This is a genomic window from Mycobacterium malmoense, assembly GCF_019645855.1.
In the GTDB taxonomy this organism is placed as follows: domain Bacteria; phylum Actinomycetota; class Actinomycetes; order Mycobacteriales; family Mycobacteriaceae; genus Mycobacterium; species Mycobacterium malmoense.
On record NZ_CP080999.1, the window covers coordinates 417067 to 432767 of the forward strand.

General features: G+C 69.1%; 16 protein-coding genes. 11 read left to right on the forward strand and 5 right to left on the reverse strand.

The features are described 5' to 3' along the window. The gene (locus tag K3U93_RS01930) at window positions 1–444 is read right to left on the reverse strand and encodes a tautomerase family protein (RefSeq protein ID WP_139796954.1); all 444 of its coding nucleotides are present in this window, start codon (window positions 442–444) and stop codon (window positions 1–3) included. Between the two features lie 105 nt (window positions 445–549). Between K3U93_RS01930 and K3U93_RS01935 the strand changes: the two genes are divergently transcribed. Further along, entirely contained in the window at window positions 550–1752 is a 1203-nt protein-coding gene (locus K3U93_RS01935) for a CoA transferase (RefSeq protein ID WP_083010670.1), read from the forward strand. Beyond that, on the forward strand, window positions 1746–3050 hold the full coding sequence (locus K3U93_RS01940; protein ID WP_083010669.1) for an amidohydrolase family protein: 1305 nt from the start codon (window positions 1746–1748) through the stop codon (window positions 3048–3050). Before K3U93_RS01935 ends, K3U93_RS01940 begins: the two co-directional genes overlap by 7 nt. 7 nt (window positions 3051–3057) lie before the next feature. Here the strand turns inward: K3U93_RS01940 and K3U93_RS01945 are convergent, their stop codons facing one another. Beyond that, window positions 3058–3963, reverse strand: a complete 906-nt coding sequence (locus tag K3U93_RS01945; RefSeq protein WP_071511417.1) for an alpha/beta hydrolase — start codon at window positions 3961–3963, stop codon at window positions 3058–3060. Window positions 3964–4168: 205 nt separating this feature from the next. Here K3U93_RS01945 and K3U93_RS01950 point away from each other — a divergent pair, with 205 nt between their 5' ends. The 8 genes from K3U93_RS01950 (at window position 4169) to K3U93_RS01985 (ending at window position 12310) form a co-directional block, all read left to right on the forward strand. Continuing rightward, window positions 4169–4822 carry a class I SAM-dependent methyltransferase gene (locus K3U93_RS01950; protein WP_083010668.1) on the forward strand — a complete coding sequence of 218 codons (654 nt, stop codon included), beginning with the start codon at window positions 4169–4171 and terminating at the stop codon, window positions 4820–4822. Next, window positions 4800–6134 (forward strand): molybdopterin-dependent oxidoreductase, encoded by a 1335-nt coding sequence (locus K3U93_RS01955; RefSeq protein WP_083010667.1) that lies wholly within the window; start codon window positions 4800–4802, stop codon window positions 6132–6134. Before K3U93_RS01950 ends, K3U93_RS01955 begins: the two co-directional genes overlap by 23 nt. 1 nt (window position 6135) lies before the next feature. After that, window positions 6136–6741 carry a hypothetical protein gene (locus tag K3U93_RS01960; RefSeq protein WP_230981561.1) on the forward strand — a complete coding sequence of 202 codons (606 nt, stop codon included), beginning with the start codon at window positions 6136–6138 and terminating at the stop codon, window positions 6739–6741. Between the two features lie 122 nt (window positions 6742–6863). Continuing rightward, window positions 6864–8069 (forward strand): alpha/beta hydrolase, encoded by a 1206-nt coding sequence (locus K3U93_RS01965; RefSeq protein ID WP_083010714.1) that lies wholly within the window; start codon window positions 6864–6866, stop codon window positions 8067–8069. Window positions 8070–8112: 43 nt separating this feature from the next. Further along, window positions 8113–9522 (forward strand): WS/DGAT/MGAT family O-acyltransferase, encoded by a 1410-nt coding sequence (locus K3U93_RS01970; protein WP_071511400.1) that lies wholly within the window; start codon window positions 8113–8115, stop codon window positions 9520–9522. Between the two features lie 73 nt (window positions 9523–9595). Next, the gene (locus K3U93_RS01975; RefSeq protein WP_083010666.1) at window positions 9596–10381 is read left to right on the forward strand and encodes a crotonase/enoyl-CoA hydratase family protein; all 786 of its coding nucleotides are present in this window, start codon (window positions 9596–9598) and stop codon (window positions 10379–10381) included. Between the two features lie 133 nt (window positions 10382–10514). Further along, window positions 10515–12017 carry a class I adenylate-forming enzyme family protein gene (locus K3U93_RS01980; RefSeq protein WP_083010665.1) on the forward strand — a complete coding sequence of 501 codons (1503 nt, stop codon included), beginning with the start codon at window positions 10515–10517 and terminating at the stop codon, window positions 12015–12017. Continuing rightward, entirely contained in the window at window positions 12014–12310 is a 297-nt protein-coding gene (locus K3U93_RS01985) for a hypothetical protein (protein ID WP_071511403.1), read from the forward strand. The genes K3U93_RS01980 and K3U93_RS01985 overlap by 4 nt, the downstream gene beginning before the upstream one ends. A 3-nt stretch (window positions 12311–12313) precedes the next feature. Here the strand turns inward: K3U93_RS01985 and K3U93_RS01990 are convergent, their stop codons facing one another. Next, on the reverse strand, window positions 12314–12877 hold the full coding sequence (locus K3U93_RS01990) for a TetR/AcrR family transcriptional regulator (protein ID WP_071511418.1): 564 nt from the start codon (window positions 12875–12877) through the stop codon (window positions 12314–12316). Window positions 12878–12963: 86 nt separating this feature from the next. Then, a complete protein-coding gene (locus tag K3U93_RS25155; protein ID WP_254893605.1) occupies window positions 12964–13089 on the reverse strand; it encodes a hypothetical protein in 126 nt (41 codons plus the stop codon). Between the two features lie 230 nt (window positions 13090–13319). On the opposite strand from K3U93_RS25155, the gene K3U93_RS01995 reads away from it, so the two are divergent. After that, window positions 13320–14138: a crotonase/enoyl-CoA hydratase family protein gene (locus tag K3U93_RS01995; RefSeq protein ID WP_139796953.1), complete on the forward strand. Its 819-nt coding sequence runs from the start codon at window positions 13320–13322 to the stop codon at window positions 14136–14138. 70 nt (window positions 14139–14208) lie between these two features. Here K3U93_RS01995 and K3U93_RS02000 read toward each other — a convergent pair whose 3' ends face one another. Beyond that, entirely contained in the window at window positions 14209–15678 is a 1470-nt protein-coding gene (locus tag K3U93_RS02000) for an aldehyde dehydrogenase (protein WP_083010663.1), read from the reverse strand. Window positions 15679–15701: the final 23 nt, after the last annotated feature.

Genomic DNA, 15701 nt, shown 5'->3' on the forward strand with positions numbered 1-15701 from the left:
TCAGCGGTTGGCTTCGCGGATCTGCTCGCGCAGCGGTGTTGTGGCCTCAGACCGGCTCCAGTTGGGCGCGAAACCCCGATGAACGACGCCGTCTATCTCGACGGCGCTGTAGATCTCATTCCCGTCGTGCTGAGTGAATTCCACGTTGAAGTAGCGGTCGTCGGCACCGAGGATCTCCACCGCGACGTCGACAAGAGCGTCGGCCAACCGGGAGCGCTGCTCCTCGGTCCGTCCCCGCCTGATGTCGCACGACAGCACCGCCGAAGGATGCGGTTCGTCTCCGCATCGCCACACTCCGCCGGGGCCGTGCTCACGGATCGTCACGTCGACGATGTCGGCGGAGGTCTGCATCGCCTGGGCATAGACCACGCCGAGCCGGCGGGCGAACTCGCGCTTGACGTCGACCGAATAGGGACCCGCCGTGTCCAACTGCAAGTGCGGCATGACTTCCCCTTCCAAGAGGCGCGATGACGACACTATATTAGTGATTGATCACTAATTCAAGCCTCAAGGTTGCAACGCGACGTTCCGCTCTGAGCCACGCGCACAATGGTGGGCGTGAGCTCGGCCGCGTCGAAGTGGGGCAGCAGCGGGCTGGCCTACCTGACGGGACTGCCCGACGGGCCGCCCGACTTCTCCCGCGCCAACGTGCTGGCCCGCGCCGAGCGGGTGGCCGCCGCGGTCGGTCGGCGACTGGATATCGCCGTCGATGCGGCCGGCCTGCTGACCGGGCGGGCGGCATTGCTCGGATTGGCCCGCCGCGGCCGCGTGTCGGCCGGCGGCGCCACCCGGTTGCTGGCGGCCCTGGACGGGTGGTGCGCGATCACGCTGTCGCGCCCCGACGACATCGCGGCCGTGCCCGCGCTGCTGCAGGCCGACGAAGTCCCCGTCGATCCGTGGCCGACGCTGCAGCATTGGGCCGCAACGCATCCGGTGTCCACGATCACCGAGCGGGCGGCCCTGCTCGACATCCCGGCGGCCGGCCTGGGCGAGGCCATGGCCACACCGCCACTGACACGCCCAATGGGCTCGCGCGCGGCCCCGCGCGAGTCGGCCGGCCTGCTGGTGGCCGACCTGTCCTCGATGTGGGCGGGCCCGCTGTGCGGCCGACTGCTGGCACGCGCCGGAGCCACCGTCGTCAAGGTCGAAAGCCCGCGCCGCCCGGACGGTACCCGGGCCGGCAACCGCGCCTTCTACGACTGGATCAACGGCCAAAAGCTGTCCTACTGCATCGATTTCGACGACCAAGCCGACGAGATGCGGGAGTTGCTCGCGGTGGCCGACGTCGTGATCGAAGGCTCGCGTCCCGCGGCGCTGGCGCGGCGCCGGCTCGGGCCGGATCACATCGCATCCCGAGCGGGCCGAATCTGGTTGCGCATCACCGGGTATGACGAGGGGCGGCCGGCGTTCGGCGACGACGCCGCGGTGGCCGGTGGCGTGGTCGGCGCCGCCGTCGGTGCCGACGTAAAAGGGCCGGTGTTCTGTGGCGACGCCATCGCGGACCCGCTGGCCGGGCTGGAAGCGGCCCTGGCGGTGGCCGACTCGCTGAGCCGGGGCGGCGGCGAATTGATCCAGGTGTCGATGGCCGCCGTCGCCGCGACCTACGCGGCGCTGCCCGTCGAGGCGTCGGTCTCGGGGGACCCGGCCCCGCCGCCGCGGACGCCGCCGACATGCCGTCCCGCAGCGGAACTCGGCGCCGATAACGGCGCCGTGCGCCAATTGGTCTCCGAAAAGCGCTGCTTATCATGCTGATTCGGCGAGGCGCACTGCTGGACGGGACGATCGCCGACATCCGGGTCGGTGCGCGGATCGAGGAGGTACGCGAGAGCCTGGTCGCCAAACGTGGGGAAGGCGTGCTCTACGCCGGCGGCGGCACCGTCCTGCCGGGGCTTTACGACCACCATGTGCACCTGCGCTCGGCGGCCTCCGCGCTGGACTCGTTCTTCGTCGGGCCGCCCGGCGTCAGCACCAAAACTCAGCTGATACAACTGCTCTCGAACGCCACGCCGGGACCCGACGGGTGGATTCGCGCCGTCGGCTATCACGAGTCGGTTGCCGGGGAGCTGGACCGGACCGCTCTCGATGCCGTGGTGGCCGACGTTCCGGTGCGCATCCAGCACCGCAGCGGCGCGCTGTGGATCCTCAACTCCGAAGCGCTGGCCCGGGTCGGCCTGGCCGAACATCCCGACGGCCGCCTGCGCAGCGCCGACAGTGGCTGGTCGGACGCGCTGCAGCGGCGCGAAACCGACCTGGCGGAACTCAGCCGCCGCATCACCGCGACCGGCGTCACCGGCGTCACCGACGCCACCCCCGACCTGGACGCCGACGACATGGTCGCGCTGTTGGTCGCGCACCGTCGCGGCGAATTCCGGCCGCGGCTGCGTTTCTTGTCCCCGGGCAAGAAGATCCTGCACGACGATCGCCTCGACCTGGACGGGCTCGCCCAATGGATCACCGATCACCACGACGCGGGCCGGCCGGTCGCCGTGCACTGCGTCACCGCGGCCCAGCTGGTGGTGACCATCGCGGCCCTGCGCGCCGCCGGCAGCCATCCGCTGGATCGCATCGAGCATGCCGCCGTGGTGCCCGACGACAACCTGACCGACCTCGCCGACCTCGGGGTCACGGTGGTCACCCAGCCCAACTTCGTCGCCGAGCGCGGCGATCAGTACCTCGCCGAGGTGCCCGCCGCCGAGCACGATCAGCTGTGGCGCGTCGCGTCCCTGCTCAACGCGACGGTGCCGGTGGCCCTGTCTACCGACATGCCGTTCGGCCACGGCGACCCGTGGACGGCGATGCGCGCCGCCGTATACCGCACCACACCGAGCGGGGCCGTCCTCAACGCGAACGAATGTGTCTCGGCGCTAACGGCTGTGACGATGTTCCTGGGCCGCTCGGATCAGCCCGGCCGGGCGCGGACCGTCGAGCCCGGACAGCCGGGGGACCTGTGTGTGCTGACCGAGCCGCCGGCGACGGTGCTGGCCGAGCTGGACGCCGGCATGGTGGCGGCCACGATCGTCGGCGGCGAGCTCGTCTACTTCGCCATGTGACCGGCGATCAACCCGCCGGGGCGAGCGCGGCGCGCAAGCCGTCGCACTGGCTATCGAAAAACCTTTGCGACACTTGGGCTTTCGGTGCCAACAAGTCGAAACCGTGGAAGGCACCCGGAACGACGTCGACGTGGCACGGGACGCCGGCTTTGGTCAGGCGTTCGGCGTAAGCCAGGTCTTCGTCGTGGAACAGGTCGTGGGTGCCCACACCGATCCACGCCGGCGGCAGCCCGCTCAGGTCGTCGCGGCGCCCGGGGACGGCGATCCGCGGGTCGGCATCACCGAGGTACGCGGTCCAGCCGAAGTGATTGCTGCGCGTGTTCCACAGCCGGTAGTTCGGGCTGTCGGTGGTCGCCGAACTTCGGTCATCCAGCATCGGGTACGCCAGCAGCTGGAAGGCCGGCGTGACCTCGCCGCGGTCTCGAGCCAGCAGGGCCAGGGCCGCCGCAAGGCCGCCGCCGGCGCTGGCGCCGCCGATCGCCACCCGGCCCCGGTCCACCGCGGGCAGGCCGGCCAGCCACGTCAGCGCCGAGTGGCAGTCTTCCAGCGGAGCGGGATATGGATGTTCGGGCGCCAGGCGGTAGTCCACCGACGCGACGGCGATGCCCAGCGTCGTGCTAAACCGGCGGCACAGCCCGTCGTCCTGTTGGGCGGTGCCGATCACGTATCCGCCGCCGTGGATCCACAGCAGCGCGGCCGTGGGTTCGGGCACGCCGACGGGACGGAACAGCCGCACGCCGGCTCCGGATTCCAGGGTGATCGCCTCGATGTCGCCGTCCGCGCCGGGCCTACGAAGGCGGCCCGTCAGCCCACTCAGTGCCCGCATGACCGGCAAGCTCCGGGGTCCGATCATGCGTCGCGGGGCGATGCGGGCGATGCGTCGCAGGTCGGGGTGAACGTCATTGTCCGGCATCGGTCCAGTATCCATCCGGGCTTGCTTCGGCACCGAATCACTCTGGGTTAACCGGATCGAGGATGGGGTATCGATCCGAGTGATCGAAATGCCGGTGTAATTCGTGAACATCAGCATGTCGGCGATGCGGCTTCGTTGCGACGTCCCCAGCGGGGGCCGAGGCGCGTCCGGTCCGCCTGGTCGGTCACGATGCGAGAGGCGTGAAATGCTGGGCCATCTGTACGACCGGGCGCTGGACGGCGAGCGTTGCTGGGTTCGTCACGAGGACGGCGAGGTTCGGCCGCTGCCCGCCCACCGTTGGTTGGGCGCCCGACGTCCCGATGATGAGCCCGGTGAGGGCTTCGACGAGGTCTTCGACGAAGCCGTCGCGCAGATGTGCACCGGGCCGGCGATCGAGCTGGGATGCGGGCCTGGGCGGTTGGTCGCGCGGCTGATTCGGCGGGGCATACCCGCGCTTGGCATCGATCGCTCCGCGACCGCCATCCGCCTGGCGGGTCGCGGCGGCGCGCCGGCGCTGCTGGGCGACGTGTTCGAGCCGTTGCCCGGAATGGGCATTTGGCAGACGGTTTTGCTGGTCGACGGCAACGTCGGCCTTGGGGGAGACCCGCGGCGGATTCTGGGGCGCGCCGCCGAACTGCTGGGCCGCGGTGGGCGTTGCATTGCCGAGTTCGACAGCGGGGTCATCGGTATCCGGGCGCGATGGGTGCGTCTGGAGTCGGCCCGCGAAGTCGGGCCGTGGTTCCGCTGGGCGTCGGTCGGCGTGGACAGCGCCGCCACGCTGGCCGCGCAAGTGGGTCTGACGCTGACCGGTGTCCGCCTGATCGGCGGCCGGGTGATTGCCAGCCTGGCGGCGCTGTGAAGCCCCGGTGAGCGGCCATGGCTTTCCCGCCAAGCTGTGGCGGGCGCTCGACCGGCATCCACCGCCGGGCGTGCGGCGGCTGGCCCGGTTTCGCAGCCCACTGCGCGGCCCGTGGTTGACGTCGGTGTTCGGGTTGGTGCTGTTGGTGACGCTGCCGCTCGTCACCATTACTGGGCTGCTGTCCTACATCGCCTACGCGCCGCAGCTCGGCCAGGCGATCCCCGGTGACGTCGGCTGGCTGCACCTGCCCACCTTCACCTGGCCCACCCGGCCGTCGTGGCTGTACCGGCTGACCCAGGGCCTGCACGTGGGGCTGGGGCTAGTGATCGTCCCGGTGGTGCTGGCCAAGCTGTGGTCGGTGATCCCGCGGCTGTTCGTGTGGCCGCCGGCCCGCTCGATCGCCCAAGTGCTGGAACGGCTTTCGTTGCTGATGCTGGTCGGAGGGGCGCTATTCGAAATCGTCACCGGGGTGCTCAACATCCAGTACGACTACGTCTTCGGGTTCAGCTTCTACACCGGCCACTATTTCGGGGCCTGGGTCTTCATCGCCGGCTTTCTGATGCACATCGCGGTCAAGGTGCCGCGCATGATCACCGGGCTGCGGTCGCTGCCGCTGCGAGAAGTGGTGCGCACCAACCGTGCCCATACCCGTCCGCAACCACCCGATCCCGACGGGCTGGCGTCCGTCGATCCGGCCGAACCGACGATGAGCCGGCGCGGCGCCCTGGCCCTGGTCGGCTCCGGCGCGTTGCTCATCGGCGCGCTGACCGCGGGCCAAACCCTCGGCGGGGCCGCCCGCGGCGCCGCCCTGCTGCTGCCGCGCGGTCGAGGCCTTCGTGATTCCAAAGGCGATTTCCCGGTCAACAAGACCGCGATCGCCGCGGGGATCACACCCGAAAATATCGGCGCCAGTTGGCGGTTGACCCTGGGGGGCGGCCCCGCGGAGGTGGTGCTCGACCGCGCCGCGCTGGTCGCCATGCCGCAAACCACCGCGCGGCTGCCGATCGCCTGCGTCGAGGGATGGTCGACGGTGCAGACCTGGAGCGGGGTGCGGCTGGCCGAGTTGGCCCGGATCGCGGGCGTGCCGGCACCACGCGCGGCGCGCGTGGCATCGCTGCAACGGGGCGGCGCATTCGGTGCGGCGACGTTGCAGGCCAACCAGATTGGCGACCCCGACGCCTTGCTGGCGTTGCGGGTCAACGGCGCCGACTTGTCGCCGGATCACGGCTATCCGGCGCGGATCATCGTTCCGGCGCTGCCCGGCGTGCACAACACCAAATGGGTTTCGTCCATCGAGTTCGAGCCGAGCTGAGATGTCTTTATTACCAACATGTTTCAGCGGGATCTACGGATCTCGCCCATTGCACCTGCTGACGATGCTGTCCGGTTTCGCCCTGTTCGGCTACATCCTCGCCACCTTCAAGCCGGCAACGCTGTGGAACCCTGGTGCCTGGTGGCAGTCGATCGCCGTCTGGTTGGCCGCCGCCGTCATCGGCCACGACCTGCTGCTCTTCCCGCTTTACGCGCTGGCAGACCGCGCGCTGTTCGCGCGGATCCCCCGGCGAACCGCCGCAGACCGTTTAAGTCACACAAACATCAGCGCCCGCAACCACATTCGGGTGCCTTTCCTGGGCGCCGGACTGACGCTGCTGATTTTCCTGCCCGGCATCATCGAACAGGGCGGGCCGACCTACCAGGCGGCCACCGGGCAAACCCAACAGCCGTTCCTGGGCAGATGGCTGCTGCTCACCGCGGCGATGTTCGCGGCCAGCGCGCTCAGCTACGCCACCCGGCTCGCCGTCGCGCGTCGGCGACCCGCGCATAAGCCCGGCGAGCAGACGCGGAATCGCACGATTTCGCGCGAAATCGTGCGATTCCGCGTCTGCTCGCGCCACCGCTCACGGGGCAAACGCAAATAGGCACCCGTACACCGCGAGCGCTCCTGGCAGCCAACTTCGGTCGCGACGAGCTTTCGCGCCGCGGCGCGCCCTTTAACGCAATCGTCAGTTTTCCCCGAACGGCGCGGGGTACGCTCCGCTGCATGACTGCGAGGGGACCCCTCATGACGCCCTGCGTGAGATGGCTTCTGCGGGCTCGTCCCGCCGATTACGCGCTGGCCTTGAGCGCCGCGGGCGCTTCGCTGCCGCTGGTGGGCAAGCACCTCGAGCCGCTGGGCGGCATGACCGCGATGGGCGTCTGGGGCACCCGGCAGGCCCCGCAAACCCTCTCCGCGATGACGAAGGATTGGCTGACGCCGGGCATCAACGACGTGCGCCGCCGCGATCGGGAGACCACCTACGAGGTCACCCTCGCGGCCCTGCGCGGCGTGGTGTCGGCCGCGGATCTCGACACCGAGTGGCCGACGGTGGAAAAGACGCCGCCGATCTGGGACGCGCTGCGTCAGCGCCGCTACCTCTATCGCCGTGGCGTCCACTACGGGAACAGCCCGGCGCAGGTGCTCGAGGTCTGGCGCCGCAAGGATCTGCCCGCGCAACCCGCGCCGGTCCTGATCTTCGTCCCGGGCGGCGCCTGGATACATGGCAGGTCGATGGGCCAGGGGTCCGCGCTGATGTCCCGGCTGGCCGAGCAGGGATGGGTGTGCCTGGCGATCGACTACCGAGTCGCGCCGCACCACCGCTGGCCGCGCCACATCACCGACGTCAAGACCGCCATCGCGTGGGCGCGGGCCAACGTCGACAGGTTCGGCGGCGACCGCAATTTCGTTGCTATAGCGGGGTGTTCGGCCGGCGGACACCTGTCCGCGCTGGCCGGACTGACCCCCGACGACCCGGCACACCGGGCGGAGCTGCCGGAGGGCGCCGACAGTTCGGTCGATGCGGTGGTCGGGCTCTACGGCCGCTACGACTGGCAGGACCGTTCCACGCCCGAGCGCGTCCGGTTCGTCGACTTCCTCGAGCGAGTGGTGGTCAAACGCAAGATCGCCCGTCACCCCGAGGTGTTCCGCGACGCGTCGCCGATCGCCCGCGTGCATCGGAATGCCCCGCCGTTCCTGGTGATTCACGGCAGCAAGGACAGCGTCATCCCCGTCGAGCAGGCCCGCGGCTTCGTCGAGCGGTTAAAGGCGGTGTCGCATTCGACGGTCGGCTACCTGGAGTTGCCCGGCGCGGGCCACGGGTACGACCTCGTCGACGGCGAGCGGGCCGGGGTGGCGGCGCATGCGGCGTCGCTCTTCCTCAACCAGGTCTATCGCACCAAGTCACGGATCGGGGCGAAAGAGGTTATCTGAGCTCGCGCCCTGAGTATGGTCCCCCTATGGGTAAGGGGCAGCGGTGAAACGGCTGAGCGGCTGGGACGCGGTACTGCTGTACAGCGAGACGCCGAACGTGCACATGCACACCATCAAAGTCGCCGTGATCGAGTTGGCTCCGGGCAGGCGTGACTTCGATATCGACGCGTTTCGCCAAGTCATCGCCGGCCGGCTGAACAAGCTCGAGCCCTTCTGCTACCAGCTCGTCGAGATCCCGTTCAACCTCCACCATCCGATGTGGCGGGAGCACTGCGAGGTCGACCTCGACTACCACGTCCGCCCATGGCGGCTGCCCGCGCCCGGCGGTCGTCGCGAGCTGGACGAGGCGATCGGGCGGATCGCCAGCACGCCGCTGGACCGTGGTCGTCCGTTGTGGGAGATGTACTTCGTCGAGGGCCTGGCCAACCACCGGATCGCGGTGGTCGGCAAGATCCACCACGCGCTCGCCGACGGCGTCGCCTCGGCGAACCTGATGGCCCGCGGCATGGACCTGCAGCCCGGCCCGGAGGGCGGTCCGTACGTCTCCGACCCGGCTCCCACCACGCGGCAGCTGATGAGTTCGGCCTTCGCGGATCACCTGCGCCACGTCGCGCGAATCCCGGCGACGATCCGCTACACGGCGCAGGGGCTGGACAAGGTCCGCCGCAGCTCGCGCAAGCTGTCCCCGGAACTGACCCGGCCCTTCGAGCCACCGCCGACCTTCATGAACCACAAGATCACCGCCGAACGCCGGTTCGCCACCGCCACACTGGCGCTCGCCGACGTCAAGGAGACCGGCAAGCGGCTCGGGGCGACGATCAACGACATGGTCCTTGCCATGTCGACCGGCGCGCTGCGCACCTTGCTCTTACGCTACGACGGCGCGGCCGATCCCCTGCTCGCGTCGGTACCGGTCAGTTTCGACTTCTCGCCGGAGCGCATCTCCGGGAACCGCTTCAGCGGAATGCTGGTAGCGCTGCCCGCGGACCTCGACGACCCCCTCGAGCGGGTGCAAGCCTGCCACGTTAATGCCATCTCCGCCAAGGAAAGTCACCAGCTGATGGGCCCGGAGCTGGTCAGCCGCTGGGCGGCGTACATGCCGCCCGGTCCTACCCAAGCCTTTTTCCGGTGGGCGTCCGGCCGTGACGGGCAGAACAAGATCCTCAACCTGAACATCTCCAACGTTCCGGGTCCGCGCGAACGCGGCCGGGTCGGCGGCGCGCTGGTCACCGAGATCTATTCGGTGGGGCCGCTGACCGCCGGCAGCGGCCTCAACATCACCGTGTGGAGCTACGTCGACCAGCTCAACATCTCGGTGCTCTCCGACGGCGCCACCCTCAAGGATCCGCACGAGGTGACCGACGCCATGGTCGCCGACTTCATCGAAATCCGCAGGGCCGCAGGGCTTCCCGAAGAGCTCACCGTCATCGAGACCGCGATGGCACCCGCCTGAGCCGTCCGGCCGCGGAAACGGCACTCTCGCCTGGTGTCAATGGCGTTCTAATCGGCCGTTACCATCGTGCCTTATGAGCACTGGGAGCGACGAGGCCAACGAACCGGAAGTTCTCGTCGAACAACGGGATCGCATCCTGATCATCACCATCAACCGGCCGAGGGCCAAGAACGCGGTCAACGCCGCGGTGGCGCGAGGCCTGGCCGATGCGATGGACCGGCTCGACGAGGACCAGGGTCTCTCGGTGGGCATCCTGACCGGCGCGGGTGGCTCGTTCTGCGCCGGCATGGACCTCAAGGCGTTTGCCCGCGGCGAGGTTCCCATCGTCGAGGGCCGCGGCATGGGCTTCACCGAGCGCCCACCGGTCAAGCCGCTGATCGCTGCGGTGGAGGGATTCGCCCTGGCCGGCGGCACCGAGCTGGCGTTGGCCACCGACCTGATCGTGGCGTCGAAAGACTCGGCGTTCGGCATCCCCGAGGTCAAGCGTGGCCTGGTCGCCGGCGGCGGCGGACTGCTGCGGCTGCCCGAGCGCATCCCCTACGCCATCGCCATGGAGCTGGCGCTGACGGGGGAGAACTTTAGCGCCGAGCGGGCCCACGCCCTGGGCATGGTCAACGTGCTCGCCGAGCCCGGGCAGGCGCTTCAGGCCGCGATCGAGCTGGCCGAAAAGATCACCGCCAACGGCCCGCTGGCCGTCGCCGCCACCAAACGCATCATCGTGGAATCCCGCGGGTGGAGCCCCGAGGCCAGGTTCGCCGAGCAGTCGAAGATCCTGATGCCGGTGTTCTCCTCGAACGACGCCAGGGAGGGCGCGATCGCGTTCGCCGAGAAGCGCCCACCGCGCTGGACCGGCACCTGAGCTTTCGAATTTGATCCTGCGTCCACCAGGGAAAGGTGCGAGTAGGGCCCCTGGTCAGCGCAGAGTCATTAACGCCCGCGGGAGGCTGGATTACACTATTGAGCAGTTTTGTAAAGACGCAAAGGGGTCGTGGATGAGCATTTCGTTGCTCCTGGAGATGGCCGCGTCGAGCAACCCCGAGCGCACGGCCCTCGTCTCCGGTTCCACGCGGCTGACGACGCAGCAGCTCAGCGACCTCGCCGACGGCGGCGCGGGGATTATCGCGGGTTCGGGAGTCAAGCACGTGGCCTACATCGGCACCGGAGGGGCGATGCTGCCGACTCTGATCTTCGCGGCCGCGCGCGCCGGGCTGCCTATCACCCCGCTCAATTACCGGCTGTCCGCGGAGGGGCTCCAATCGCTGATCGAGCGACTGCCCGAACCGCTGGTGATCGTCGACGACCGCTACCGGGACATGCTCGGGGACAAGTCCGCCCGGGTGATGGCCTCCGATGAGTTCTTGGCGGCGGCCCGCGGCAGCGAGCCGGCCGCCGAGGTTCCTGCATTCCCCGACCCCGATTCCGTTGCGATCGTGCTGTTCACGTCGGGCACCACGTCGCAGCCCAAGGCCGTCGAGCTCTCGCACAACAATCTGACCAGCTACGTCACCGGCACCGTGGAATTCGGGTCGGCCGACGCGAGCGACGCCGCGCTGATCTGCGTGCCGCCCTACCACATCGCCGGGGTCAGCGCCGCGCTGTCGAACCTGTACGCCGGGCGAAAAATGGTCTACCTGCCCAACTTCGACGCCCAGGAATGGGTGCGGCTGGTCAACGCCGAGAACGTGACCACGGCGACGGTCGTGCCCACCATGCTGGACCGCATCGTCACCGTGCTGGAGACCGGCGGCCATCAGCTACCGTCGCTGCGCAGCCTGGCCTACGGCGGCTCGAAGGTCGGCCTGCCGCTGGTCCGCCGGGCGCTCGAACTGTTGCCACACGTGGGCTTCGTCAACGCCTACGGCCTGACCGAGACGAGTTCGACGATCGCCGTGCTGACCCCCGACGACCACCGCGAGGCGCAGTCGGCGTCCGAACCCCACGTCGTGAAGCGGCTGGGATCGGTCGGGCGGCCGGTGCCCAGCATCGAGGTGCAGGTCCGCGACGAGCGCGGCGCCGTGCTCGGGCCGGGCGAAAGCGGTGAGCTGTTCGTGCGCGGCGAGCAGGTGTCCGGCCGCTACACCGGGATCGGCTCGGTGCTCGACGAAAATGGTTGGTTCCCAACCAAAGACATCGCCATGCTCGACGAGGACGGCTACCTGTTCATCGGCGGACGCAGCGACGACACTATCATCCGCGGCGGCGAGAACATCGCGCCCGCCGAGCTGGAGGAGGTGCTCATCGAGCACTCCCATGTCCGCGATGTCGCCGTGGTCGGCGTCGACGATCCGCAGTGGGGCCAGGCGATCGTCGCCGTGGTGGTGCCGGCCGCGGGCGTCGATCCCGATCCCGAGGAACTCCGGGAACACGTCCGCAAGAGCTTGCGCGGGTCACGTACGCCCGACCGGGTAGTGTTTCGCGACGAGCTGCCGACCACACCCACCGGCAAGGTGCTTCGCCGGGAGATCATCGAAGATTTAGAAGGACTGCACGCATGATCAAGAACGGAACCCGCCTCGCCAGCCAGGTGTGCGACACCCAGGTCATTGTGGTCCGAAGCGCCGACAGCCTCGACGACCTGCGCTGCGGTGGCGCGCCGATGGTGCCGATCGGCGCCGAGCGTTCGGGCGAGCCGGACCCGGCGTTTTCCGACGGCACCGTGATGGGCAAACGCTACGTCGACGAAACCGGCGCCGAGGTGCTGGTAACCAAGCCCGGTGCGGGGAGCCTGAGCGTCGGCGCGACCCCGCTGCGGCTCAAAGAGGTCAAGCCGCTGCCGGCCAGCGACTGACGCTTACTGCCCGATCTTATTGCGGACGACGAATTCCCTTGCCTTGATGAGGAATTCGAGCTGATCACCAACCTGACGCAGCGGGTCGATGCTGCGAGTCGAGCGAGACAGGACGATGCCGCCTTCCAGGGCGGCGATCGACATCATCGCGAGCGACGCGGCATCGGCGTCGCCGAAGCCGTCGTTGACGAACGCCCGGGTCAGCGCGGTACACCAGCGGCCCAGGATCGCGCCGGCCTCGCCGGAGAGCTTGGGGTCGTCGTCCGAGCCGATCGCCGCGGCAACCACGGGGCAGCCGGCGTTGAAGTCGCCCTCGGTCAGCAGCCGTTCCCAGAACTCGACGAACTCGCGCAGCAGGGCCCTGGCGCCCCAGCCGGCGGCGTCGTCGATCATCGCGGTGATGGAATCACCCGAATACCGCAGCGCCTCGGCCAGGATCTGATTGCGCCCGTCGGGAAAGTGGTAGTACACCGAGCCCCGTGGCGCGCCGCTGCGGGCGAGCACCTCGTCGATGGTCACCCCGGCCGCCCCGCGCTCACGCATCACCTGGGCGGCGCTGACCAGCATCTTTTTCCGGGTGTCGCAGCGCTTCGCCGGAGCGGCGTCCTTGGCGTCGGCGGTAATCGGCACGGCAGTACCTTCCGTGGCTAGCGTCATGCGGCGTGCGAATGCCGCAGTACCGGCCAGTGCATATTACGAGCGCGGAAGCGGAAGCGCTTCAAGTCGGGCACCTCGCGGGTGAATTGGTAGCCGACGACGTTGAGCTCGATGATCCACATGTTTTTCTCCCGGCCTATGTGCTGCACTCATGCGTCGGGGCCGGCGGCCCATGATTATGCAAGAAAGCATATGAAACATCAGTCGAGTAAGCAAGTTTTATTCCCTATGCAAGGCCGGCAGCACCAGGAATGGCCGAGCGCGTGGTGTCAAGCGTCCCAATCGTGGGGAACGTAACGCGGCAGTTTATGCCCTATTGCATAACACCTAGGGTTTGGAGTTCACTGTGCCGATGGCTCCTTCCGACATTTCCCCGCCCGGGCTGCCGACCCTGGACACCGTGTCCCTCGAGCGCGACGGGCACGTCCTGCTGATCGGCCTGAACCGCCCGCACAAGCGCAACGCGTTCGACCGGGCGATGCTCGCCGACCTCTCCCGCGCCTATGCGCTGCTGGAATCCGACGCCTCGGTGCGGGCCGGCGTGCTGTTCGCGCACGGCGACCACTTCACCGGCGGCCTGGACCTCGTCGACGTCGGTCCCGCCATCGCGACCGGGGAGTTGGCGTTTCCGGACGACGGCCGCGACCCCTGGCGCCTCGACGGCCCGTGGAGCACCCCGCTGGTCGCCGTCGCGCAGGGCTGGTGCATGACGCTGGGCATCGAGTTGCTGCTGGCCGCCGACGTCCGCATCGCGGCCGCCGGGACCCGGTTCACGCAGCTCGAAGTGCAACGCGGGATCTTTCCCTTCGGCGGCGCGACGATCCGGCTTCCCCGCGAGGCCGGCTGGGGCAACGCCATGCGCTGGCTGTTGACCGGGGACGAGTTCGACGCCGCCGAGGCGCACCGCATCGGGCTGGTCCAGGAGGTGGCCGACGACGCCGCGGCGGCTCTGGCCCGGGGGCGCGAGATCGCGCGCACCATCGCCGAGCGCGCCGCGCCGCTGGGCGTGCGAGCCACGCTGGCCTCAGCCCACCTGGCTCGCCAACACGGCGAGGCGGCCGCGATCGAGCGGCTGCGGCCCGACGTGACCGCCTTGTTCGCCAGCGAAGACGCCGCCGAGGGCACGCGATCATTCGTCGAGCGCCGGCAGGCGCGGTTTGTGGGCCGCTAGTTTCCGCGAACGTCACGGCAGCGTGACGCTCGACGCCGAACGTCACGACAGCGTGACGCTCGACGGTGGGTCACTCGACGGTGTAGCCCATCGGCATCAGCACGCTCTTCTGCTGCGTGAAGTGCTCGACGCCCTCCGGCCCGTTCTCGCGACCGATCCCGGAGTTCTTGTAGCCGCCGAACGGGCAGCACGGGTCGAACGCGTACCAGTTGATCGCGTACGTCCCGGTGCGGATCTTCTCCGAGATCTCGATGCCGCGCGGCACGTTGGTGGTCCACACGCTGCCGGCCAGGCCGTACTCCGAGTCGTTGGCGATCTTGATCGCGTCCTCCTCGGTGTCGTAACCGATGATGGACAGCACCGGCCCGAAGATCTCCTCCTGGGCGATCGTCATCTTGTTGTCGACGTCGGCGAACACCGTGGGCTGCACGAAGAATCCGTCGTCCAGGCCCTCGGGCCGGCCGCCGCCGCACACCAGCCGCGCGCCCTCCTCGACGCCCTTGGCGATGTAGCCCTCGACGCGGGCGCGCTGCTTCTCGCTGATCAGCGACCCGATCTGGGCGGCCGGGTCCGACGGCGGGCCGACCGGCAGCGCCTGCACGAAAGCGCTTACCGCATCGACGATTTCGTCGTAGCGCGAGCGCGGCGCCAGGATACGGGTCTGTCCCACACAGGCCTGCCCGGTGTTCATGATCCCGGAGAACACCAGCATCGGGATCGCGGCGGCCAGGTCGACATCGTCGAGGACGATGGCCGCCGATTTGCCGCCGAGCTCCAAGGTGCACGGCTTGAGCAGCTCCGCGGCGCGCTTGCCGATCTCCTTGCCGACGGCCGAGCTGCCGGTGAAGGTGAACAGGTCGACTCCCGGGTTGGACGTCAGCGCCTGGCCGGTCTCCACCCCGCCGGGTACCACCGACAGCACGCCCTCGGGCAGGCCCGCCTCAGCGAACACCTCCGCCAAAGCGTTTGCGGTCAAAGGTGTTTCGGCGGCCGGCTTGAGCACCACCGTGCAGCCGGCCAGCAGCGCCGGGCCCAGCTTGTTGACCGCCAGGAACAGCGGCACGTTCCAGGCCACGATCGCGCCGACCACGCCGATCGGCTCACGATGGACGATGGTCTGCCCATAGGACCCGTTGCGGATCTCCCGCCACTTGACCTGGTCGACGGCTGGGCCGGCGAAGAAGTTCATTGCCCCCATCGTGCCCATCCAGTGCATCGTCTCGATGGTCATGGGCGGCTGGCCGGTCTCGTCGGCGAGCAGCTTGGCGAAGTGGTCCTTGCGGTCCTCCATCAGCTTGGCCGCCGCGGCGAGGACGGCCGCGCGCTGGTTCGGCGGCGTCGATGGCCACGGGCCGCTGTCGAACGCGGCGCGCGCCGCGGCGACCGCCGCGTCGACGTCGGCCGCGGCCGCCAGCGGCACCTTGCCGACGTACTCGCCGGTGGCCGGACAGTGCACCTCGATGACCTCGGGGGTCGACGGTTCCGTCCACTTGCCGCCAATGAAAAGTTTGTCGTATTCGGTCGTCTGGCTGTCGGGCATACGCGCCGCTCCTCCTCATCGCT